This is a genomic window from Nocardia sp. NPDC056541 (assembly GCF_042794235.1).
In the GTDB taxonomy this organism is placed as follows: domain Bacteria; phylum Actinomycetota; class Actinomycetes; order Mycobacteriales; family Mycobacteriaceae; genus Nocardia.
This window is the reverse complement of sequence record NZ_JBHTUD010000018.1, coordinates 57,438-80,205: the sequence shown is the minus strand read 5'-3', so window position 1 is coordinate 80,205 and position 22,768 is coordinate 57,438. Positions and strand designations below refer to the sequence as shown.

The following is a 22,768-nucleotide window of genomic DNA, read 5'->3' as shown; positions in this document are numbered from 1 at the left end:
GCTCCGGCCGACTTTCACTTCTCATAGGAGAGAACGAAAAACTATGACTGACAACATCATCGGCTGGGAGAAGGACGCCGACGGCGTGGTCGTCCTCACTATCGACGACCCCAGCCAGGGCGCCAACACCATGAACGACGCGTACCTCGCGTCGATGAACGCCACCGTCGACCGCCTCGAGGCGGAGAAGGACGACATCACCGGTGTCGTCATCACCTCCGGCAAGAAGACCTTCTTCGCCGGCGGCGACCTGAAGAACATGATGAAGGTCGGCCCGGACAACGCGGCCGAGGTCGTCAAGATGGTCACCGACGTGAAGGCCCCGCTGCGTCGCCTCGAGCAGCTCGGCAAGCCGGTCGTCGCCGCCATCAACGGCGCTGCCCTCGGTGGCGGCCTGGAGATCGCGCTGGCCACCCACTACCGCATCGCGGCCGACGTCAAGGGTTCGGCCATCGGCCTGCCCGAGGTCTCCCTGGGCCTGCTGCCCGGTGGCGGCGGCGTGACCCGCACCGTGCGCATGCTCGGTCTGCAGAACGCGCTGATGCAGGTGCTGCTGCAGGGCCAGCGTCACCGCGTCACCAAGGCCAAGGAAATCGGCCTGATCGACGAGGTCGTCGCCACGGTCGAGGAACTGATCCCCGCCGCCAAGGTGTGGATCGCGGCCAACCCCGAAGCGGCGCAGCCGTGGGACAAGAAGGGCTACCGGATCCCCGGCGGCACCCCGTCCACCCCGGCCTTCGCGGCGAACCTGCCCGCGTTCCCGGCCAACCTGCGCAAGCAGATCAAGGGCACCAACATGCCCGCCCCGCGCGCCATCATGGCCGCGGCGGTCGAGGGTGCGCAGGTCGACATCGACAACGCGCTGACCATCGAGGGCCGTTACTTCACGAGCCTGCTGACCGGTCCGGTCGCGAAGAACATGATCCAGGCGTTCTTCTTCGACCTCAACCACATCAACGGTGGCGGCTCGCGTCCGTCCGTCGAGGATGTGCCCAAGCGTGAGATCAAGAAGATCGGTGTCGTCGGCGCCGGCATGATGGGCGCGGGCATCGCCTACGTCTCCGCCAAGGCCGGCTACGACGTCGTCCTCAAGGACGTCGAGCTCGCCAACGCCGTCAAGGGCAAGGGCTACGCCGAGGCCATCGAGGCCAAGGCTCTCTCGCGTGGCAAGACCACCCAGGAGAAGTCCGACGCGCTGCTGGCTCGCATCACCCCGACCGCGGACGCCGCCGACTTCAAGGGCGTCGACTTCGTGATCGAGGCCGTGTTCGAGAACCCGGACCTCAAGAACAAGGTCTTCCAGGAGATCGAGGACATCGTCGACGCCGATGCCCTGCTCGGCTCGAACACCTCGACCCTGCCGATCACCCTGCTCGCCAACGGTGTGAAGCGCTCCGAGGACTTCATCGGTATCCACTTCTTCTCCCCCGTGGACAAGATGCCGCTGGTGGAGATCATCAAGGGCGAGAAGACCTCCGACGAGGCGCTGGCCCGGGTGTACGACTACACCCTCGCCATCAAGAAGACCCCGATCGTCGTCAACGACAGCCGTGGCTTCTTCACCTCGCGCGTGATCGGTACCTTCATCAACGAGGCCATCTCCATGGTCGCCGAGGGTGTCGACCCGGCCACTGTCGAGCAGGCCGGTCTGCAGGCGGGCTACCCGGCCGCGCCGCTGAAGCTCAGCGACGAGCTGAACTTCACCACCATGCAGAAGATCTACAAGGAGACCTCCGAGGCCATCCTTGCTGCCGGTGGTGAGCTCAACGCCGCGTCCGCGAAGACCGCCGAGGTCCTCAACACCCTGATCGACAAGTACGACCGCAAGGGCAAGCTGGGCGGCGCGGGCTTCTACGAGTACGTCGACGGCAAGGCCACCGGCCTGTGGGACGAGCTGCGCGAGATCTTCAGCTCGAGCCGTGAGCTCCCGGAGGGTGTCACCTTCCAGGACCTCAAGGACCGGATGATGTTCGCCGAGTCCATCGAGACCCAGAAGTGCTTCGACGAAGGCGTGCTCACCAGCACCGCCGACGCGAACATCGGCTCGATCTTCGGCATCGGCTTCCCGGCCTGGTCGGGTGGCTCGCACCAGTTCATCGTCGGCTACCCCGGTGGCCAGGAGGCCTTCGTGGCTCGCGCCGACGAGCTGGCCGCGAAGTTCGGCCCGCGTTTCGAGGTCCCGGCCTCGCTGCGCAAGTAAGTCGGTAGTTCCCGGTTTCGCACCGGGTCGGCGCCCGTCACCTCTATGAGGTGGCGGGCGTTCGCCGTTGTCGGGGCAGTCAAGAGTCCAGCTCGGACTTCGGAGGTGGTGGGGCGGCGACCGACAGTTCGGGTGGTGTTCACCTGGGGGTGTGGTGCGGTGGATAGCTTGTCGGTCATGGGACGTCGGGTGGCTGCAGCGGTTCTGGGAATTGTCGTCGCGGGGGGCGCGGTGCCGGATGCGGGGGCCGCGGTCGATGGCGTGCGGGTGCTGGGGGAACAGGTCGTGGGGCACGACGTCGAATTCGGGGAGACGGTGGTCGGCGGGCTGTCGGGCATCGACTATCGCGCCGACGCCGGTGAATTCGTCTTGATCAGCGATGACCGGTCGGAAAAGGGGCCCGCCAGGGTGTACACGGCTCGGATTCCAGTGGGGGAGACGGGTATCGGGCCCGTGAGCTTCACCGGCACGAAGCCGCTGCTGCGGGCGGACGGCGGCGTGTATCCGCCGAAATCGGTGGATCCCGAGGACATTCGGGTTGATCCGTGGACGGGAGACTACTTCTGGACACAGGAGGGCGAGCGGACCGGTGAGGTGCTTGCCGATCCTTCGGTACGGGTGGCTCGCGCGGACGGCGGGTTCGTCGCGGAGCTGCCGATTCCGGAAAACGAACGGATGCGCGCTGATTCGGGGCCACGGCAGAACCAGGCGCTCGAGGGGGCGACGTTCGCGGCCGGTGGGGCGTTGTTCGTGACCGCGATGGAGGGGCCGCTGCTCCAAGACGGTCCGGGCGCGACCACGACGGCGGGGGCCACGACGCGGATCACCGTCCAGGCCAGGTTCGGGCCGGTGCTCGCGCAGTACGCGTACCCGCTGGAGCCGGTGTTCGCCGAGTCGCGGCCGGAGGCCGGGCAGGCGAGCAACGGCGTGACCGCGATCCTCGCCGACGACAGCTTCGATCCGACCCGATTCCTGGTGGTCGAACGGGCTTTCGCCAAGGGGGTGGGGAATCGGGTGCGGATCTTCGAGATCGACACCACGGCCGCGGGTACTGTGCTCGACGCGCCGATCGCGGGTGCTCGCCCGGTGGCCAAGCGGCTCGTCGCCGACCTCGCCGATCTGGGGATCGAGGCCGTCGACAACATCGAGGGAATGACCTGGGGCCCGCGCCTGCCCTCGGGTGAGCGCACGTTGGTGCTGGTCGCGGACAACAACTTCGCGTCCGAACAGCGCACTCAGCTGATCGCGCTCGCGGTGCGCTGAACCGTGGGTTTCGGACAACCGTTGCCGCCACAGCGTCGAATCTCCACCCGATAGACGCCGGATCGCGCTAGCTTGGATATGTGCGGTGATGTCGGTGACCTCCCCGCATGCCGACCGAAACGCCGGTGACGCCGATGGTGAGAGGTGGTCACATGGATCCGGAGCAGACGCGTATGCGGCGCGGCCTGGCCGAGGCGGCGCCGGTGGGGCTCAATACCCAGCGGACGGTGGCGCCGGGAGTGCCCGACGAGGCCGTGATCGCGGAACTCGATGCCATGGGCCTCACGGGGGCCAAGGAGATCGGGCGCGGCGGATTCGGCGTGGTGTACCGCGCATTGCAGCCGGCGCTGGATCGCGTGGTCGCGGTGAAGGTGCTGTCCTCGGAGATCGATGTGGAGAGCCGGGAACGGTTCCTGCGCGAGGAACAGGCGATGGGCAGGCTGTCCGGACATCCGAATATCGTCGACATCCTGCAGGTCGACGTGACCGCGACCGGGCTGCCGCTGATCGTGATGCCCTACGCCTCGCGCGGCTCACTCGAACGCCTCATCCACGATCGTGGCCCGCTGACCTGGTCGGATACGCTGCGCGCCGGGGTGAAGCTGGCCGCGGCGATCGAATCGGCGCATCGGGCGGGCATCCTGCACCGGGATGTGAAACCGGCGAACGTACTGATCAGCGGGTACGGCGAACCGCAACTCACCGATTTCGGCATCGCCCGCATCCCCGGCGGATTCCAGACGTCGAGCAGCTTGATCACCGGTTCGCCCGCGTTCACCGCGCCGGAATTGCTCAAGGGCACTGAACCGACCGTGCGGTCTGATGTCTACGGCCTCGGCGCGACCCTGTTCGCCCTGCTGACCGGCCATGCCGCGTTCGAACGCCAGGCGGGGGAGAAGGTGGTCGCGCAATTCCTGCGCATCACCACCCAGCATGTCCCCGACCTGCGCGCTCAGGACATCCCCGGCGACGTGGCGGAAGTGATCGAACGGGCCATGTCCCCCGAGCCCGCCGACCGCCCGGCCTCGGCCTACGAGTTCGGCGAACTGCTCCGCGAAGTGCAGCGTGCGCACGGCCAGATGCCCGACGAAATGGCATTGCTCGACTCCGAGGAGACCACCGACGACGCCCCGGAGGTCCTGAAGTCGGTCACCGGCCGCCGCAGCTGGCCGCTGACCTTGCAGGCCGCAGGTGCCTCGGTGCCCATGCCGGGTTCGACGACCGGCACGTTTCCGCCGACCGCTGCCACCAAATTCCGCCCACCCACGCCCGCTCGCGAACCCTTCCCGCGCCAGCGCCTGCTCGACGTGCTGCGTGCGGGCGGCGAGCGCCGACTCGCCCTGATCCACGCGCCCGCCGGTTTCGGCAAGAGCACCATCGCCACGCAGTGGCGCGCCGACCTGGCCACCCGCGACATTCCGGTGGCGTGGCTGGGCGTCGACCAGGACGACGACAGCGAGATCTGGTTCCTCGCCCACCTCATCGAGGCCATCCGCCGGGTGCGCCCCGATGTCGGCGCGGGTCTCGAGCAGGTGCTGGAGGAGCGGCCCGCCGACGCGGTCGCCTATGTGATCGCCACCCTGATCGACGAGATCCACGCGAGCGGGCGCCCGGTGGTCGTCGTGGTGGACGACTGGCACCGGGTACGCGATCCCGGCGTGCAACGCGCGATGGCGACCCTGCTCGACAACGGCTGCCACCACGTGCGGTTCGTCATCACCAGCCGCGATCAGTCCGGCCTGCCGATCAGCAGGTTGCGGGTGCGCGACGAACTGGTGGAGCTGGACGCGGCCGCGCTGCGGCTCACCGAATCGGAGACCCGGCAGATCCTGGTGGAGCGCAACGGTTTCGCGCTCACCGACGAGCAGGTCGAACAGATCCACCTCGCGACCGACGGCTGGCCCGCCGCGATCCAGCTGGTGAGCCTCACATTGCGCGACAAGGCCGATCCGGCCCAGTTGCTCGCCTCGCTCGCCGAGGGCGGGCACGGGATGCGCGAGTATCTGGCCGAGAACGTGCTCGACGCGCTGGCGCCCGAGCAGCTGGAGTTCCTGATGGCGATCTCGGTGGTCGAGCGGGTGAACGGGTCGCTGGCCGGCGTGCTCGCCGATGTCTCCGATGGTGCGGCGATGCTGGAGCAGGCCGAGCAGCGTGAGCTCTTCCTGCATCGGATCCAGCACGATCCGGAGTGGTACCGCATGCAACCGCTGTTCGCCGAGCATCTGCGCGCCCGCCTCGACCGTGAACATCCAGGACGTTCGAAAGCGCTGCACCGCAAGGCCGCTCGCTGGTACGCCGAGCATCAACTGCTGCGCAAGTCGGTGGATCACGCGCTGGCCGCGACCGATCTCAAACTCGCCGCCGACCTGCTCGAGAGCGGGGGCATGGACCTGATCGACGGATCCCGGCTCGCCACCCTGCTCGGCACCGTCTCGAAACTACCTGTGCAGCAGGTGACCTCACGGTCGAAGCTCTTGATGGCGGTGGCCAGGGCGAATATGAACATGCAGCAGACGGGGACCGCCCGCAACGCGCTCGGCCGGCTCTCGAATCTGCTGGCCCGCAGCTCACCCGGCGAACCGGAACTGACCGAACAGCGATGTGTGGCAACGGTGCTGGACGCTGCCGACCGGGTAGCCCACGATGACATCGCCGAGGTAGCCGACAGTCTGGTACCCATTCTGGACGAACCCGGCGACCTGCCCGCCTGGACGGTGTCGACCGCCGCGAATCTGATGTCGTTCGTTCGGCTGTGCGAGTTCGACTTCAGCGCGGTGACCGAGCTCCAGGATTGGGCCGCCGACTATCACACCCAGTCGAAGGACCCACTCGGTCCGGTATTCGGGCTGTGCGCGCTGGGCGACGCCGCCTACGAGCAACTCGACATCGCCTCTGCTACCACCTCTTTCGAGCAGGCATACGAAGCCGCGCGCACCAAGTCGGGGCCGCGCTCGGACGCCGCACGGATCGCGGCCGCCCTGCTCGGCGAAGTGGCCTATCGCCGTGGCGATCTGGCGCTGGCCGATCGGCTCCTCGACGAGAGCCACGAGCTGGTCACCCGGGTCGGTCCCGTCGACTTCCTGATCGCGACCTTCGTGGTCGGTGCCAGGGTGAAGGCGGCTCTCGGCGATCAGTACACCGCCTCGGCCCGCCTCGACGAAGGCGCGCGAGTGGCCGCGGAGAACGGCTTGGCTCGCCTGGACGCGCATGTGCGGGCCGAGCGGGCCAGGCTCGGATTCCCCACCGGCGAAGACACCTTCGTCCCCGACAGCTCCGGTAACGGCGCACGGCGCAAGAAGGGCGCCGCCGCGCTGATCACCGAGGCGCGGGCCATCGCCGACATTCGGCGGCTACTGGCCGAACAGCGCCTGCGTGCCGATGATCGCGCGGCCCGCCATGCGCGGGTGATCTACGCGAAAACACTCGAACAGGGCCGTCCCCGGGCGGAATTGGACGCGACCCTGCTGCTCGCGGAGTGTCTCGCGTCGGCGGGATGGGTCGGGGAGGCGACCGGGCTGGTGCTTCCGGTCCTGCGCACCTGCGCCGAACTGGGCTGGACCAGACCGCTGCTGGACGCGGGGCCGGGGGTCGTCGGCCTGCTCCACGTACTGCGCACGCAATCCCATGACGGGCAGGATCATCCGATCCTGCGCGCCCTGCCCGGTCACTTCCTCGACGAATTACTGGTCTGATCGCGGCCCGGTGGCCCGGGCCGCGATCAGCGACCTACGGCTGCCACCACGGGCGCAACGGGACGTCCCAGGCGCCGTTCGCGTCGAGCTTCACGCCGAGCACATGGTGCAGCTGGATCACGTTGCGCTGGAAGCCGAGTCGGCATCCCGCCATGTACAGGCCCCACACCTTCGCGGTGCCCTCGCCGACCTCGGCGACGGCCGCGTCCCAATTGGCGACCAGGTTCTTGCACCACTCGTGCAGCGTCAGCGCGTAGTGCTCGCGCAGATTCTCCTCGTGCAGCACCTCGAGGCCGACGTTCTGGATATCGGAGATGATGCGTCCGGAGCCGATCAGCTCCCCGTCGGGGAACACGTAGCGGTCGATGAAATCGCCCGCCTTGGTGGTGCGGGTGTTGTCGTGGCGGGTGATGCAGTGGTTGAGGAACAGGCCGCCCACCCGCAGCTTGTCCTTGATGTAGCCGAAGTAGAACGGGTAGTTGTGCACGCCGATGTGCTCGGTGAGGCCGATCGAGGAGACCGCGTCGAATTCGCCCTCGGGGATGTCGCGGTAGTCGCTGTGCCGGACCTCGGCGAGCTCGCTGAGACCTTCCTCGGCGATCTTCTGCTGTGCCCAGGCGGCCTGTTCGGCCGACAGCGTCGCCCCGATCACCTTCACGCCACGGCGCGCCGCATAGCGGACCATGCCGCCCCAGCCACAGCCGATGTCGAGCAGCCGGTCGCCTTCCTTCAGGCGCAGCTTGTCGAAGATCAGCCGGTACTTGTTCTCCTGTGCCTGCTCGAGCGTCCAGTCCTCGTCGCCGTACACCGCACAGGTGTAGGTCATCGACGGGCCGAGGACGTACTCGTAGAACTTGTTGGAGACGTCGTAGTGGTGGTGGATCGCCTCGGCATCGCGAGTCTTGGAGTGGCGTAAGCCTTCCAGCGCGATCCGGCGCCAGCGCGGCAGCGTTTCCTGCGGCGGGGGCGCGATCGGCTTGAGCCGCTCCCAGCCCAGCGAGCGCGCGATGGTGACCAGCGACAATGCCGAAGGACGATGGAACTTCATGTCCTGCATGGCCTTCAAGATGTCGTACGGGTCGCCGGGATGCACTCCCTCGGCGATCATGTCGCCGGCGATATAGGCCCGCGCCATGCCGAGGTCGCCAGGGGCGCCTGCAAGGTAGTTGATGCCGCGTGGGGTCTTGATCTCGAGCGCGTAGGGCGCGTCCTCCGGGCCGGTCGCGCTGCCGTCGTAGGCGGTCAGGCGGACGGGGATTTCGCCGTCTACGAGGCTCTCGACGACCTCGGCGATGTTGAGCCGGGTGCCCAGCTCGGCCAATACCTCGGATCGGTCCTTGAATGTCGTCACTTGCGTTGCACCGCCTTCGAATACAGATTCAGCAGTCGTTGGTCCGGGTCGTAACGGGTCTTCAGTTCGGTGTAGGTGTCGCCGCCGTAGAGTTCGGCGAACTCGGCCTCGTCGTAGTAGGAGTCCGAGTAGAGCGACTTGTGTCCGTCGAACGCGGACACGATCTTCTCGATGGCGCGGTTGGCCGCCCCTTCCGGTTGACCTCGCTCTGTCGGCACCGCCGACCAGAATCCGACATTGACGTAGGTGCGCTGTGGCTCGAGCGGATACAGCGGCCACGGACGCGCACCGTCCGTCGCCGGCGCGTCGTCGAGCGCACGCAAGCGCAATGGGCACAACCAGATCGGCTCGATGGGTATTTCCCGCAGGAACCATTCGACGAAGTCGGCGGTGTGCTGGACCGGCACCTCGATGTCCTGTACGACGCGTTCTTGCGGCGGGTTGCCCTTGCGGGCCTGCCTGCGGTCGTCGATGTGGTACTTGCGATCGAGCGCGACCAGTTTCCAGTAGAAACTGCTGCGGCGGCGCGACTTCGGCCAGAGCCTGCGGATCTTCGGGTTCTGCGCGCCGAACGCGCGCGAGCACCAGAACCAGTCGGTGTCCCAGCGCCACAGGTAATCGTGGATGGTCAGCCGGTCCCGGATCACGCCGTCGGGGTGCTGTAGGGAGCGGTAGAAGATGTCCATGCCGGTGTAGTCGCTGACCGGGCCGGGCTCGTCGGTCTGGCGACCCAGGGTCAAATAGCTCTCGTTCGCGCTGAACACCACGCCGTCGATGTAGTCGACAGCTTCGTCCTGGAAGCGGCGTTCGACGACGATCCGATCGAGTTCGGCTTCCAGTTCGCGCAGGTCGTGGAATCGCACGTGGCGTAATTCCACGAACGGCAGGACGGGTTCGAGTTCGATCTTCAGCCGGACGGAGTATCCGAGAGTGCCGTAGGAGTTGGGGAAGCCGTGGAACAGGTCGGCGTGCTCGCCGGTCGGCGTCGCGGTGACGATCTCCCCGGCCCCGGTCAAAATGTCCATTTCCAGCACGGATTCGTGGGGTAGCCCGTTGCGGAACGAGGTGGATTCGATGCCGAGACCGGTCACCGCCCCGCCCAGGGTGATGGTCTTGAGCTGGGGCACCACCAGCGGCGCCAGCCCGTAGGGGAGGGTGGCCGCCACCAGGTCCTCATAGGTGGTCATGCCCGCGACGTCGGCCGTGCGGGCCTGCGGGTCTACCGCGATCACCTTCCCGAGGCCGGACACGTCGAGACCGGGCGCGGTGGGTGCCGCCCTGGCCCGGAACAAGTTCGATGTCTTCTTCGCCAGCCGGACGACGGCGCCGGGTGGGATGGCGCGATAGCTTTCCAGCAGTCGCTCCACTCCCGCTCGATGCGCGGCATATCCGGACTCGCGTGTGGCCGGTTCGTGACCAGCCCTACCCAAAAGACTCACTGCCACCCTTTGACGCTAGTACGACCGTGTCCGCCGGGCCACCGGATACTTGCGCGCCGCGACAAAATGTCACGCACATGTTCCCGCACCGCCCGAACCTGGTCGGGTGAAGCGGTCGGGGACAGGGCAGGATGTAACCCGGTCGAGATATCGCCACACCCCCAGCAAGGAGTCAACAGTGGGACAGGTCAGCGCCAGCAGTTCGATCGTCGTCGCCGCGGATCCGCAGCGCACGCTCGCCGCGATCGGCGACTACGAGACGATCCGGCCGCGCATTCTTTCCTCGCACTACCGCGACTACAAGGTTGTCGAGGGCGGCAACGGCGCGGGCACCGTGGTGGAGTGGACGCTGCAGGCCACCGAGAAGCGCTCACGCAACGTGCGCGCGACCGTGACGGTGGCCGATTCGGTTCTCACCGAGCGCGACGCCAACTCCACCATGGTCAACACCTGGACCGTCACCCCCGACGGCACCGGCTCGAAGGTCACCGTCGAGACCACCTGGAAGGGTGCGGGCGGCATCTCGGGCATCTTCGAGGGCATCTTCGCCCCGCTCGGCCTGAAGAAGATCCAGGCCGAGGTGCTGGGCAACCTCTCGCGCGAACTGGCCTGAGCTCAGTTCACGGGTCAGTCCTTGCCGATGTCGAAGAGGTTTCCTTCGGGGTCGGCGAGGGTGGTCCACTGGAGGCCGTACTCGTCGAAGTCGCCGATGTGCTTGCCGCCCAGGCTGACTGCGCGTTCGATGTAGTCGGCCCACTCGGCTGTGTGGAAATCCAGATGGACCACGTTCTTGCCAGGTGTCTTGTCGGGAACCTGGATGAACATCAGGATCGGGGCGAGACCGGCGGATCTGCCGACGGTGGCGAAGAACTGTGAGGCCTCCGGGTCGACGGGTACGTCGAGCAGTTGCGCGTAGAACTCGGCCTGGGCCGTGGCGTTGTGGCAGTCCATGGTGATGTTCGCCAGGGCGATGGTCATCAGATTTCTCCTTCGGTGATCGGCCAGCACACTTCGGTGCGGTAGTCGGCCGGGTTATCGGTGATGTCCGGTCCCACGAGGTAGCGCTCGCGGACCGGCTCGTCGGGCAGTGCGGCGCCGTGCTCGGCGACGTGGCTGCCGAGGGCGCCATAGGTGCGGTCGAAGTCTTCGAACGGGCCGTCGTGCACCGCCACGGCGAAGTGGCGGGCGGGAAAGTCGACGATGGCGAGGCCGCGGGTGGGGATGAACTCGGCCCCGGGCGGCAGCGGCACGTACGCGGTGACCTCGCCGTTGGCCTCGGTGAAGAACTCGGTCGAATACGTCGCGCCCGCAACGCCTCCCGGATCGACACCGGACTCCAGCAGGATCATGTACAGCTGCTCGAACGCCGTGCCGCACCAGTCGGCGATGTCGGTGCGCTCGACCTGTTCGGTGACCGTGAGCGCTGTGAACGCGGGCTCGATCCGGTAGTCGACCTCGATCGGCAGCGGGGGCGTGGTGAGCAGGGCGCGCAGCGAGACCACCACCTCACGGGTGCGTTGCAGCGCCGCCTCCATCCTGGTGAGGTGCGCCCGCAGGGTGGTGTCACGCTCGGCGGGATCCGCGGTGGCGAGCACGGTGCGGATCTCCGGCAGCGGCATGTCCAGGTCGCGCAGGCGGCGGATCAGATGCGCCCGCTCCACCTGGTCGGTGGAATAGCGGCGGTAGCCGGTGCCCGCGTCCACCGCGGCGGGCTCGAGTAGCTCGATCTCGTGGTAGTACCGCAGCGTCTTGACGCTCAGATGGGTGAGGCGGGCGAACTCGCCGATCGCCACGGTTGCTGTCATGAAGTCCAGGGAACACCCTCCAGCGGGTGGAGGGTCAAGAACCGATCAGGCGGGCGTCAGCACGAAGGCGGCGAGCAGCGGCCACGAGCCCTCGCGCCACCACGAATAGCCGAACCAGACGCCGGGGGTGACCTCGCGGATCTCGTCGTAGACCTGCGGGGTGGGCGACGGCGCGTAGTTCAGCGCCCAGGTGGGGGCGCCGTCGAGGATCGACGGTGCGCGATAGACATCGGCGGGAAACGCCTCGATCCCGGCCCCGGTGACCCGGTTGGTCAGTGTGCCGCCGTCGGGCCCGGTGCGGAACACCTTGCCGATCCACAACGACTCGGCGGCCCCTCTGAACTGCTGCGGGCGTGTCACCCACCCGTTGGTGAGGCCCACCGGCACCGCGCCCGCCTGCGAGTCCCGGTAGATCTGGTCCTGCTGGGTGACACTGCACCGGAAACGCAACGAATCAACGGTCGCCGCTCGATTGCCGGAATCAAGAACGCAGCCGTTGCCGTAGTCGTTGATCCCGGTCCCGGAATCGGCCGATACGGCGGCGGGTGCGAGAAGAAGCAGGCTGGAGAACGATACGCCCAAGGCCATCATCGAAGCCAGGCGCGCACGGGACACATTCATCGGATCTCCTAGAGATTGCTGAATCATTGCCCTACCTAGGCTGATCGTATGCGCGAATCGTCTGCGGAACCATCGTTTCAGTGACCGTTTCCCACGACTAAACTGGCAACCGCACGCGGCCATGCCCCGCACCCGACGTATCCCACGGTTTTCGGCCGCCTCGCACCCGAGGGGCGAGACGGAAACGCCGAAGGCGCAGTATCGTCCCTCGGGTGCGAGGCCCCCAGGGCCGAAAACCCCGCGGCGCCAGCCGCCAAAAAACACAGGAGTGTTGTGCAACCCGGTGATGGTCAGTTCGATATGCAGGCACTGCTCGCCCAGGCTCAGCAGATGCAGCAGGCAGTGATGCAGGCGCAGGCCGAGCTCGCCGAGACCGAGGTGGCGGGTCAGGCCGGCGGCGGTCTGGTGCAGGCCAAAATCAAGGTCAGCGGCGAGGTGATCGCGTTGACGATCGACCCGAAGGTGGTCGATCCGGAGGATGTCGACGGACTGCAGGACCTGGTGATCGGTGCGATCAACGACGCGATGGCCAATGCGCAGCAGCTCGCGGCCGAGCGCCTCGGCCCGCTGTCGCAGGGTCTCGGCGGCGGCTCGATGCCCGGTCTGCCCGACTTCTGATGTATGAGGGGCCGGTTCAGGATTTAATCGACGAGCTGGGCAAACTGCCCGGTGTCGGTCCGAAGAGCGCACAGCGCATCGCTTTTCATCTGCTGCAGGTGGAGCCGCCGGATATCGACAGGCTGCAAGCCGCTCTGCAGAAGGTGCGCGACGGCGTCCAGTTCTGTGTGTCGTGCGGCACCGTCGCCGATGGTGAGCTGTGCCGGATCTGTGCCGACCCACGCCGCGACCGCACGATGATCTGTGTGGTCGAGGAACCCAAGGATGTGCAGGCGATCGAGCGCACCCGCGAGTTCCGTGGTCGCTACCACGTGCTCGGTGGTGCGCTCGATCCGCTCAGCGGCGTCGGGCCGGATCAGCTGCGGATCAGGGAACTGCTCACCCGCATCGGCAATCAGGAGGACGGCATCGATGTGAGCGAGGTGATCATCGCGACCGACCCGAATACCGAGGGCGAGGCGACGGCCACCTATCTCGTGCGGATGCTGCGCGATTTCCCCGGGCTCACCGTCACCCGGTTGGCCTCCGGGCTGCCGATGGGCGGCGACCTGGAATTCGCCGACGAACTGACCCTCGGGCGGGCACTGTCCGGCAGGCGGACGCTGTAGGACGGATCGCGGCGCGCTGGTCGCCGCCGGTCACGTCCGTACCGGGATCAGAGCTCGACGCGGGTCCAGGCGACGCCGTCGGTGGTGGCGGGCTTGCCGTTGGCCCACTCCCAGATGATGCGGGCGACCTGCGCCGGGTCGTCGAGGGTCGTGCCGAAATGCCGGTCGGGGCCGCCGTCGCGATATTCGAGGGTGTAGGGCCCGTTCGGGTCGCGATAGGTCTGGATGTAGCGCTGTTCGCCCTGCTCGACGATGAGATACGGGTTGGGCGCGGCGAGCCCGGCCACCCAGTGGTGGGCCAATTCCTCGGTGAGATAGGGGAATTCGCCCGCGCCGCCGTGCGTGACGTTGATCGGGATGTGGCCCGCCGGGTCGATGAGCCAGGTCAGCTGCGGATCGTAGACGGCGTAGCCGCGCGGGGTGGCCAGGTCGAAGAGCAGATTGCGGACGAAGCCGATGGCGTCGTACGGCGAGGGGATGTAGAGCGTGTCGCCGCTGGGACCGCCGACGGATTCGACGCTGAGGAACGAGTCGTCCACCGGCAGTTCGGCGTTGCGCGCGTTCAGTTCGGCCGCGATCTCGGCGATCGATGCGGACTCGGTCACGCCTTCCTGGGCGGCCAGGTACGCGTCGATCTCGTCGACAGAGCTGGCGACGCCGGACGGCAGGAGGATGTGGTCGTAGCTCACCCGGCCAGCCTACGGGGAGCGGAGTCGGCGGTAATCGATGTGGTCCCTGCCCCGCGCTATTACCAGCGTGTTTCGAAAGGGGGGCCGGTCGGGAAACTCAGGTTTCGTCGACCCGCGCGGTGTCGGGGGTGTGTGGTCCACTTGGTGGATGGGCATCAAGGTGTCACTCGAGCACCGCACGGCATACTCCTTCGATCGTCTCGTCGAGGTGCATCCGCATGAAGTGCGGTTGCGCCCCGCGCCGCACTCGCGGACGCCGATCGAGGCGTATTCGCTCGAGGTGTCGCCGGCCGAGCACTTCGTCAACTGGCAGCAGGACGCGTTCGGCAATTTCGTTGCGCGCCTGGTGTTTCCGAATCCGACCAAGGAGTTGTCGATCACCGTGGGGTTGATCGCCGACCTCGAGGTGGTCAACCCGTTCGACTTCTTCATCGAGGATTACGCGGAGTTCTTCCCGTTCGAGTACGACACCGCACTCGCCGAGGATCTCGCGCCCTATCTGCGGCGCGTCGACGAGGCGGAGCCGGGCAGCGGCCCCGGCGAGTTGTTGCGGGAGTGGGCGCGGGTACACCGGCCGCAGGGCCGGACCCGTGCCATCGACTACCTCGTGGAACTCAACTACGCGCTGCGCAATTCGGTCGACTACACCGTGCGCATGGAGGCGGGTGTGCAGACACCCGATCACACCTTGCGCACCGCGCTCGGGTCCTGCCGCGACTCGGCCTGGCTGCTGGTCGGCGTGCTGCGTGAGCTGGGGCTGGCCGCCCGCTTCGTCTCCGGCTACCTGGTCCAGCTCACCTCCGACGTGCCCTCGCTGGACGGCCCGTCGGGCCCGACCGCCGACTTCACCGACCTGCACGCCTGGACCGAGGTGTATCTGCCCGGCGCGGGCTGGGTCGGCATGGATCCCACCTCCGGACTGTTCGCAGGCGAGGGCCACATCCCACTCGCGGCCACCCCGCATCCCGGCGCCGCCGCCCCGATCACCGGGGCGACCGGGATCACCGAGGCCACCCTCGACTTCAGCAATGTGGTTCGGCGTATCCACGAGGATCCGCGAGTCACGCTGCCCTATACCGATTCCCAGTGGGACCGCATCGTCGCCTCCGGCGCCGCGATCGACGCGCGGATGGCCGCGGCCGATGTGGGCCTGACCATGGGCGGCGAGCCCACCTTCGTCTCCATCGACGACCAGATGAGCGCCCAGTGGACCACCGACGCCGACGGCAGACACAAACGTGAGCGCGCCGTCGACCTGGCCGACAGGCTCCGCGCGATCTACGCGCCGACCGGCATCGTGCAGTATCGCCAGGGCAAGTGGTATCCCGGAGAACCGTTGCCCCGCTGGGAGATCGCGATCGCGTGGCGGCCCGATGGCGAGCCGGTCTGGCAGCGTCAGGACCTGCTCACCGACCCGTGGACACCGATTTCGCAGCACACGCCGGTGAAGCCGGTCGCCGAGACCGGCGGGCACTCGAACGGCTACGCCCCGGCCGGTGCCGAGGTCGCGACCGCTGTTGTCGCGCTGGGCCTGGCGGACGAGTCCGGCGTGAACGCGGCCGATGACGTGCCGGGGCCGGTCGACGCGGTGTCGGTGCTCGATGCGCAGCTACCCCCCGTGGGCCCGGTCGACATGGTCGCGGTCTTCGACGCGCGCCGTCGGGTCGGCGGTGACGAACTCGCTGCCGCCGTCGTCGCGCTGGGGCTCGCCGACGATGACGATGACCGGCGCGACAGCGAGCCGGTCGGTATCGACGTGGTCGACGAGGCCGATCTCGCGGAAGCCTCGGAACCTGCTCTCGAGGCCGTGGACCTGGAGGTGGTGGAGTTCGACGACGGACCGGCGCTGATCGACGAGCCCGTCGAGTTCGTCGCCGCCGAGCACCGCCGGGCCGCGGAGAGTCAGCAGGCCAGCGCTGAAGCCGGCGGTTCCGTTCGCCCCGCGAAGAGGGCCGAGGAGCCGAAGAGGGCCGAGGAGCCGAAGAAGGCAGCCGAGGAGTCGGTCAAGGCTGCCGAGAAGGCCGAGGACCCACTGCGAAAAGTGCTGCGGAAGAGCAAACTTCGTGGGAAGAAGGGCAAGGCGAGTGCGCCGCAGTCGGCCTACCCGCCCATCCAGCTCGCCCGTTCGCAGCCGATCAACTCGGCCGCCGGAGTGATCCCCGACCGGGCGCCCGCTGCCGATATCGGCGCGGCCAAGGCGCTGATCGCTGAGATCGCGGGCACCCTGGGGTTGCCCGATGGGCAGGTGCGGCCCGCGTTCGAGGATCCGCTGGCGCGGTTGGCGGCGACCGTGAGTGCGCCGTACGGCGATCCGCCGCCCGCCGACATCGACCCGGCCGAGGACTCGCCCGAGGTGCGGCGGGTATTGCTCGAGAGCCTGGAGGAGTCGGTCGATCAGCCGTCGGCATATGTGCTGCCGATTCATCGACGGGCCGACGGCGCGGGCTGGGCCAGTGCCGACTGGCAGCTGCGTCGCGGGCGTGCCGAGGGCGGCCGCGGCCGGATCGTGTTGGCCGATGGTGATTCGCCTGCCGGACTTCGCCTTCCGATCGGGTCGGTGTCCTGGCACACGCCGCCGATCCTGCCCGACAGCGACCCGCTCTATCAGAAACCGCTGCGCGCGGAACGGGCCGAGCCGCCCGCAGCGGTGGAGCCCGCCGATTTCACCCCGACGACCGCGCTGGTCGCCGAGGTCAGACAGGGGCGGCTGCACGTGTTCCTGCCGCCGGTCGCCGAGCTCGACGACTTCCTCGATCTGATCGCCAAGGTCGAGGCAGCCGCGGTGGCGATCGGGCAGCCGGTGGTGCTGGAGGGCTACGCCCCGCCGAGTGATGCACGGCTACAGACGTTTTCGGTGACGCCCGACCCGGGCGTGATCGAGGTGAACATCATGCCCACCAGCTCGTTCGCCGAGCAGGCCGAGGTGCTGAACACCCTCTACGAGCAGGCCAGGTTCGCCCGGCTGAGCACCGAGTCGTTCGACGTGGACGGCACGCACGGCGGCACCGGCGGCGGCAACCACATCACCCTCGGCGGGGTCACCCCGGCGCGTTCGCCGATGCTGCGCCGCCCCGACCTGCTGGTCTCCATGCTCACCTACTGGCAGCGTCATCCCGCGCTTTCGTACCTGTTCGCGGGTCGTTTCGTCGGCCCGACCTCGCAGGCGCCCCGCGCGGACGAGGGTCGCGAAGGCGCGCTCTACGAACTCGAGATCGCCTTCGCCGAGGTCGCCAGGCTCACCGCCGAGCAAGCCCACGGGCCGACGCCGTCCGAGATCCAGTCGGCCCCTTGGCATATCGATCGCGCACTGCGCCATCTGCTCACCGATCTCACCGGCAACACCCACCGTGCCGAGTTCTGCATCGACAAGCTGTACAGCCCCGACTCCGCGCGCGGCCGTCTCGGGTTGCTCGAACTGCGCGGCTTCGAGATGCCGCCGCATTTCCAGATGGCGATGGTGCAATCGCTGCTGGTGCGCGGCCTGGTCGCGATGTTCTGGGACAAGCCGCTGCGCGCGCCGCTGATCCGCCACGGGTCCAACCTGCACGGCCGCTATCTGCTGCCGCACTTCCTGATGAACGACATCGCCGAAGTGGCCGCCGACCTGCGCGCGGCGGGCGTCGACTTCGACACCGCCTGGCTCGACCCCTTCACCGAATTCCGCTTCCCCCGTATCGGCACCGCCATGATCGGTGAGGCGGAGCTGGAACTGCGCGGGGCGATCGAACCCTGGCTCACCCTCGGTGAACAGACCACCGGCCAGGGCACCGCTCGCTACGTGGACTCCTCGGTGGAACGGTTGCAGGTGCGACTGGTCGGCGCCGACCGCGGCCGCTACGTCCTCACCTGCAACGGCATGCCGGTTCCGCTGCTGGCCACCGACAAATCCGATGTGCAGGTGGCGGGCGTGCGCTACCGCGCCTGGCAGCCGCCGAACTCCCTGCACCCCTCGATCACCGTCGACGCCCCCCTGGTGTTCGACCTGATAGACGTCGCGACGGGCATCTCCCGTGGCGGCTGCACCTACCACGTCGTGCACCCCGGCGGCCGCGCCTACGACGACGCACCCGTCAACGCCGTCGCCGCCCAATCGCGCCGTAACCGCCGTTTCGAGGCCGCCGGTCATACGGTGAACCCGATCGATCCCGCCGAACTCCGTGCGAAGATCGCGGCACAGTCGACCGATGTGGGAGCACCAGGCATCCTGGACCTACGCCGCGCGCGAACAGTCTGGGGCCAGTAGGAAAGGGGAGGCCCGGCGCGCCACAGAACGCCGGGGCGACCAGCACACCGATCTGGTCACCAGTCGATGGAAGTCACCGGCTTTGGGTTTGCGGCCGTCCCGATTCTGGACTGACGGAGGGAGGGAGCGCAGCGACTGACCGGAGGAGGGAACAATCGGGACAATCGGTGCCGCAAAACCCCGCGGCGCCAGCCGCAAATAAACACAGGAGGCTCGGTGGCTCAGCGCGATGAAGCGCAACGGGGCGGGAATCGGCCGGGATCGGGCGTTCGCGCTCAGGTTGCCGAGCAGTTCGCGCGGTATCGGGCTGACAGTTCGGCGGGGGCGCGCTTCGACGAGTGCGGCAGGCCGACCAGGGGCTATTACGACGAGTTGGTCGACGGGCGTGGGCGGGTGCGGTCGATGTGGTCGGAGCTGTCGGCCGACTTCATCGACCAGGGGATCGGCGGGATCGACCGGATCGATCACCGGGTGCGCAGGCAGATCGAGGACGACGGTGTCACCTACACCGAGGTCGGCCTGGGCGGCGACGACGACACCGCGATACCGCAACCGTGGCGGCTGGACCCGATTCCGCTGCTGGTGTCCGCCGAGGACTGGACCCGCCTCGAAACCGGTCTCGTGCAGCGCTCGCTGGTTCTCGATGAGGTGCTCACCGACGTCTACGGCCCGCGCAGGCTGCTGAGTTCGGGCCTGTTGCCGCCGGAGGTGGTGTTCGGCAATACCGGGTATGTGCGGGCCGCGCACGGCATCACGATCCCCGGCACCCACCAGCTCTTTCTGCACGCCTGCGACATCAGCCGGTGGAGCGACGGGCAGTTCCGGGTTCTCGCCGACTGGGCGCAGGCACCCTCGGGCGCCGGGTACGCGCTGGCCGACCGTCGTGTGGTGGCTTCGGCCATTCCCGAGGCTTTCGAGCACGCGGGACCGCGTCCACTCAGCCCGTTCGCGCGGGCCATGCGGTTGATGCTTGAGGAGGCGGCGCCCGAACTGGCCGATGGGGAAGAGCCGGTCGTCGTCGTACTCAGCCCGGGTTCGCATTCCGAAACCGCCTTCGACCAGGCTTATCTCGCGCAGATGCTCGGGTTCCCGCTGGTGGAGAGTTCCGATCTGGTGGTGCGCGACGGTGCGCTGTGGATGCGCTCGCTCGGCAGCTTGGAACGGGTCGACGTGGTGTTGCGGCGGGTGGACGCCGAGTTCTCCGACCCGCTGGATCTGCGCCCCGATTCGCGGCTCGGCGTGGTCGGGTTGGTCGAGGTGCTGCGTCGCGGTGCGGTGACGGTGGTGAACACCCTCGGTAGCGGGTTGCTGGAATCGCCCGCGCTGAGCCCGTTCCTGCCGCGCATCGCCCGCTCGGTGCTCGGCGAGGATCTGCTGCTCGATGCCACCCCCACCTACTGGGGTGGCGACGACACCGAGCGCGCGCACTTGGTGTCGCACGTCGGTGACCTGGTGATCCGCTCCGCTGTCGACGGCTCGACGATCTTCGGACCGAGCCTGTCGGCGGCCGAGCGCGCCGATCTCGCCGCCCGGATCCAGGTCGAGCGATGGAAGTGGGTGGGGCAGGAGCCCGCCGAGTTCTCGGTCGCGCCCGCGGTCGACGGCCCGGCGGGGCTGGCGCCGGCACCGGTGGGTATGCGGTTGTTCTCGCTGGCCAGGCGGGGCAGCTATACGGCGATGTCGGGTGGCCTCGGTCAGCAGCGCATGCGGCTCGAACCGACCCGCAGCGTGATCAAAGTGGCCGCGAAGGACGTGTGGGTCCGCGCGGCTCCGGCCGCCGTGCCCGCGGCGAGTTCCGAAGCGCCGCACGAGGAGCGGTTGCGCAGGGCGGTGCCGGTCGTCGAGGCGATCAGCTCGCCGCGCGTGCTCAACGACCTGTTCTGGATGGGCCGCTACAGCGAACGCGCCGAGTCGGTGGTCCGCCTGCTCGCCGCCACCCATGACGTCTATCAGGACTATCGCTACCGACCGTGGCTCGATGGCGCCGAAGCCTTGCCGATCCTCATGCGTGCCCTGTCGATCACCACGGGCACCGTCGCTCCACAGTCGGTGCTGCCCAATGGAATCGGTCAGCTGGTGGCCGTGCGATCCGGCGATGTCGCAACCGAAGATACGAACCCCGATGCTGGGCACCGTGATTCGGTAGGCGCCGAAGCGCCTGACCCGTTGGCGACGCGGTCATCGCGGTCCTCGGGCAGCGAAGATGCAGGAACGGAGGCGGTGGAGCACGACGCGCCCGCTGAACCGAAGGCATCACAGTCGGCGGGGCAGAGCCGGTCCGCTGGTCGGGATCAGCCCACAGCGGACGAGCCCGAACCCGATTCCGAGGCAGAGGCGCCGTGGGAGCGGGCGGGCACCAGTGCGCTGGCCCGCGCGCTGCGCACCACCGGTGTCACGCCCGAACGTGGTTCGGAGCCGGTGCCGCCCCCCGAGCCCGAGCCGGTGCTCGCTCGGTCGCGACAGGCGCAGGGCCAGTTCACCCACCGAGCCATGGATTCCAGTGGTCAGGACGGCGTGGCCGCGCGGCGGGCGGTGGCCGGAGCTTCGGCTGAGGGGTTCGGGTACCTGGCCTCGTTGACCGGTGATCGTGAGCTGGCCGGGTCGCTGTCGTACGCGGTGGATCACTACGGATCCGCCGCGCGAGCGGTGCGCGATCAATTGTCCGGTGACACCTGGATGATCATCGGCGCCGTCGACCGCGCACTGGCCGAATTCCGCAGCGCCAGTACCGAACAGGAGACGGCGTTGTCGTCGGTGCATTCGCTGGCGCTGGCGGCGCTGCTGTCGCTGTCGGGGATCGGCGCGGAGTCGCTGGTGCGCGACACCGGCTGGTACGTCATGGATATCGGTAAACGGATCGAGCGCGGGCTGGCGGTGACGTCGCTGATCAATGCCGCACTGGGGCGACGGAGTTCGGCCGAAGTGCAAGGGGTGGTCGCGGAGGCCGTGCTCACCGCCACCGAGTCGGCGGTGAGTTACCGTCGCCGCCATCGTGGTTCGGCGCATGTGGCCGCGCTCGCGGGACTGCTGCTGTTCGACCCGGGCAACCCGCGGTCGCTGATCTATCAGCTCGACCGTCTCGAGGCCGACTTCCAGGCGCTGCCCGGTGGTTCCGGCGCCTCGCGTTCGCAGCGCCTGCTCGCCGACGCCCAGCGCATGCTGCGCCGCGTCGACCCGGCCGACCTGGAACACACCGACGACGACGGCGTGCGCACCGAACTGGTGGAACTGCTGGAGGGGGTGCACTTGCGACTGCGCAAGCTGGCCGAATCGTTCGAGGCCACCAAACTCACCGTCCCGCTGGGTATTCAGCCGCTCTGGGGCAATACCAGGATGGTCGGATGACCCGGCGATACATGGTGGTGCACCGCACCACCTACAGCTACTCCGACGAGGTGACCAGCTCCTACGGTCGCGCGTATCTCACCCCGCGCGAATATCCGGGTCAGCGCCTGCTCGAGCACGAGATCTACATCGACCCGGTGCCCTCGGACCGCTCGGTGGGCACCGACGTCTACGGCAACACCACGACGTATTTCCACGTGACCTCCGAGCATCGCAACCTCGAGGTCACCGGCGAGTCCCTCATCGATGTCGACGGCGAAGACCCGGCGGCGCTGCCGGGTGCCGACATGCCTTGGGAGTCGGCGCGTCCTACGTCTGCCACCGGCCCGCTGGCCGTCGAGTTCACCCTCGATCTGCTCCCGCCCGAGATCACCCCCGACGTCCTCGCGTACGCCGTGGAGAGTTTTCCGCCGGGCAGGCCGCTGCTCGAAGCCGTGACCGAGCTGAACACGCGCATCCACCACGACTTCCAGTACCGTTCCGGGTCCACGACGGTGAGCACCAGCGTGGCCGACGTGTTCGCCGCCCGCGAAGGCGTGTGCCAGGACTTCGCCCGAATCGGCGCGGCGTGCCTGCGCGCGCAGGGCCTGGCCGCACGCTACGTCTCCGGCTATCTCGCCACCGACCCGCCGCCGGGTAAGGAACGCATGGTCGGCGTCGACGCCACGCACGCGTGGGCCGCGGTCTGGTTGCCCGGCGCCGACGACACCGATCGCACCGGCCGCTGGATCGCCTTCGACCCCACCAACGACCAGTTCGCCGACGAGCGGTACGTGACCGTGGCGTGGGGTCGCGATTACCAGGACGTTCCGCCGCTGCGTGGCATCATCTACACCGACGCGAAGCAGTCCACAATCAAGGTATCGGTCGATGTGGCCCCGGTGGAGGTGTAGT

Annotated in this window: 15 protein-coding genes; 9 read left to right on the top strand and 6 right to left on the bottom strand. The window is 68.1% G+C overall.

Going from position 1 to position 22,768, the window contains the following annotated elements:
* Positions 1 to 43: 43 nt before the first annotated feature.
* From ACFQ9R_RS27565 to ACFQ9R_RS27555, 3 genes are all read left to right on the top strand, one after another.
* Positions 44 to 2,200 (top strand): 3-hydroxyacyl-CoA dehydrogenase NAD-binding domain-containing protein, encoded by a 2,157-nt coding sequence (locus ACFQ9R_RS27565; protein ID WP_378994405.1) that lies wholly within the window; start codon positions 44 to 46, stop codon positions 2,198 to 2,200.
* Positions 2,201 to 2,389: 189 nt separating this feature from the next.
* Positions 2,390 to 3,463, top strand: a complete 1,074-nt coding sequence (locus ACFQ9R_RS27560) for an esterase-like activity of phytase family protein (protein ID WP_378994403.1) — start codon at positions 2,390 to 2,392, stop codon at positions 3,461 to 3,463.
* Positions 3,464 to 3,615: 152 nt separating this feature from the next.
* Positions 3,616 to 7,155, top strand: coding sequence for a protein kinase (locus ACFQ9R_RS27555; RefSeq protein ID WP_378994400.1), 3,540 nt, complete (start codon positions 3,616 to 3,618; stop codon positions 7,153 to 7,155).
* A gap of 34 nt (positions 7,156 to 7,189) precedes the next feature.
* Here the strand turns inward: ACFQ9R_RS27555 and ACFQ9R_RS27550 are convergent, their stop codons facing one another.
* Together ACFQ9R_RS27550 and ACFQ9R_RS27545 are read right to left on the bottom strand one after the other, a co-directional pair.
* Positions 7,190 to 8,506 (bottom strand): class I SAM-dependent methyltransferase, encoded by a 1,317-nt coding sequence (locus tag ACFQ9R_RS27550; protein WP_378994398.1) that lies wholly within the window; start codon positions 8,504 to 8,506, stop codon positions 7,190 to 7,192.
* Entirely contained in the window at positions 8,503 to 9,945 is a 1,443-nt protein-coding gene (locus ACFQ9R_RS27545) for an FAD-binding oxidoreductase (protein WP_378994504.1), read from the bottom strand. Before ACFQ9R_RS27545 ends, ACFQ9R_RS27550 begins: the two co-directional genes overlap by 4 nt.
* 178 nt (positions 9,946 to 10,123) lie before the next feature.
* On the opposite strand from ACFQ9R_RS27545, the gene ACFQ9R_RS27540 reads away from it, so the two are divergent.
* Positions 10,124 to 10,558: an SRPBCC family protein gene (locus tag ACFQ9R_RS27540; RefSeq protein WP_056822013.1), complete on the top strand. Its 435-nt coding sequence runs from the start codon at positions 10,124 to 10,126 to the stop codon at positions 10,556 to 10,558.
* A gap of 14 nt (positions 10,559 to 10,572) precedes the next feature.
* Here ACFQ9R_RS27540 and ACFQ9R_RS27535 read toward each other — a convergent pair whose 3' ends face one another.
* The 3 genes from ACFQ9R_RS27535 to ACFQ9R_RS27525 are packed head-to-tail and all read right to left on the bottom strand — an operon-like array spanning position 10,573 to position 12,371.
* Positions 10,573 to 10,923: a VOC family protein gene (locus ACFQ9R_RS27535; protein WP_378994395.1), complete on the bottom strand. Its 351-nt coding sequence runs from the start codon at positions 10,921 to 10,923 to the stop codon at positions 10,573 to 10,575.
* Positions 10,923 to 11,750, bottom strand: a complete 828-nt coding sequence (locus tag ACFQ9R_RS27530; protein WP_378994393.1) for a MerR family transcriptional regulator — start codon at positions 11,748 to 11,750, stop codon at positions 10,923 to 10,925. The genes ACFQ9R_RS27535 and ACFQ9R_RS27530 overlap by 1 nt, the downstream gene beginning before the upstream one ends.
* 45 nt (positions 11,751 to 11,795) lie before the next feature.
* The gene (locus tag ACFQ9R_RS27525; RefSeq protein ID WP_378994391.1) at positions 11,796 to 12,371 is read right to left on the bottom strand and encodes a hypothetical protein; all 576 of its coding nucleotides are present in this window, start codon (positions 12,369 to 12,371) and stop codon (positions 11,796 to 11,798) included.
* Between the two features lie 300 nt (positions 12,372 to 12,671).
* Here ACFQ9R_RS27525 and ACFQ9R_RS27520 point away from each other — a divergent pair, with 300 nt between their 5' ends.
* Together ACFQ9R_RS27520 and recR are read left to right on the top strand one after the other, a co-directional pair.
* Positions 12,672 to 12,989: a YbaB/EbfC family nucleoid-associated protein gene (locus tag ACFQ9R_RS27520; RefSeq protein WP_378994502.1), complete on the top strand. Its 318-nt coding sequence runs from the start codon at positions 12,672 to 12,674 to the stop codon at positions 12,987 to 12,989.
* Entirely contained in the window at positions 12,989 to 13,597 is a 609-nt protein-coding gene (gene recR / locus ACFQ9R_RS27515) for a recombination mediator RecR (protein ID WP_056822003.1), read from the top strand. The genes ACFQ9R_RS27520 and recR overlap by 1 nt, the downstream gene beginning before the upstream one ends.
* Positions 13,598 to 13,644: 47 nt before the next feature.
* On the opposite strand, the gene ACFQ9R_RS27510 is transcribed toward recR, so the two are convergent.
* Entirely contained in the window at positions 13,645 to 14,286 is a 642-nt protein-coding gene (locus ACFQ9R_RS27510; RefSeq protein ID WP_378638622.1) for a hypothetical protein, read from the bottom strand.
* Positions 14,287 to 14,434: 148 nt separating this feature from the next.
* On the opposite strand from ACFQ9R_RS27510, the gene ACFQ9R_RS27505 reads away from it, so the two are divergent.
* The 3 genes from ACFQ9R_RS27505 (at position 14,435) to ACFQ9R_RS27495 (ending at position 22,767) form a co-directional block, all read left to right on the top strand.
* On the top strand, positions 14,435 to 18,529 hold the full coding sequence (locus tag ACFQ9R_RS27505; protein ID WP_378994389.1) for a transglutaminase family protein: 4,095 nt from the start codon (positions 14,435 to 14,437) through the stop codon (positions 18,527 to 18,529).
* A gap of 216 nt (positions 18,530 to 18,745) precedes the next feature.
* Positions 18,746 to 21,874, top strand: a complete 3,129-nt coding sequence (locus ACFQ9R_RS27500; RefSeq protein ID WP_378994387.1) for a circularly permuted type 2 ATP-grasp protein — start codon at positions 18,746 to 18,748, stop codon at positions 21,872 to 21,874.
* Complete coding sequence (locus ACFQ9R_RS27495; protein WP_378994385.1) at positions 21,871 to 22,767, top strand: transglutaminase N-terminal domain-containing protein; 897 nt, start codon at positions 21,871 to 21,873, stop codon at positions 22,765 to 22,767. Before ACFQ9R_RS27500 ends, ACFQ9R_RS27495 begins: the two co-directional genes overlap by 4 nt.
* The last annotated feature ends 1 nt before the right edge of the window (position 22,768 follow it).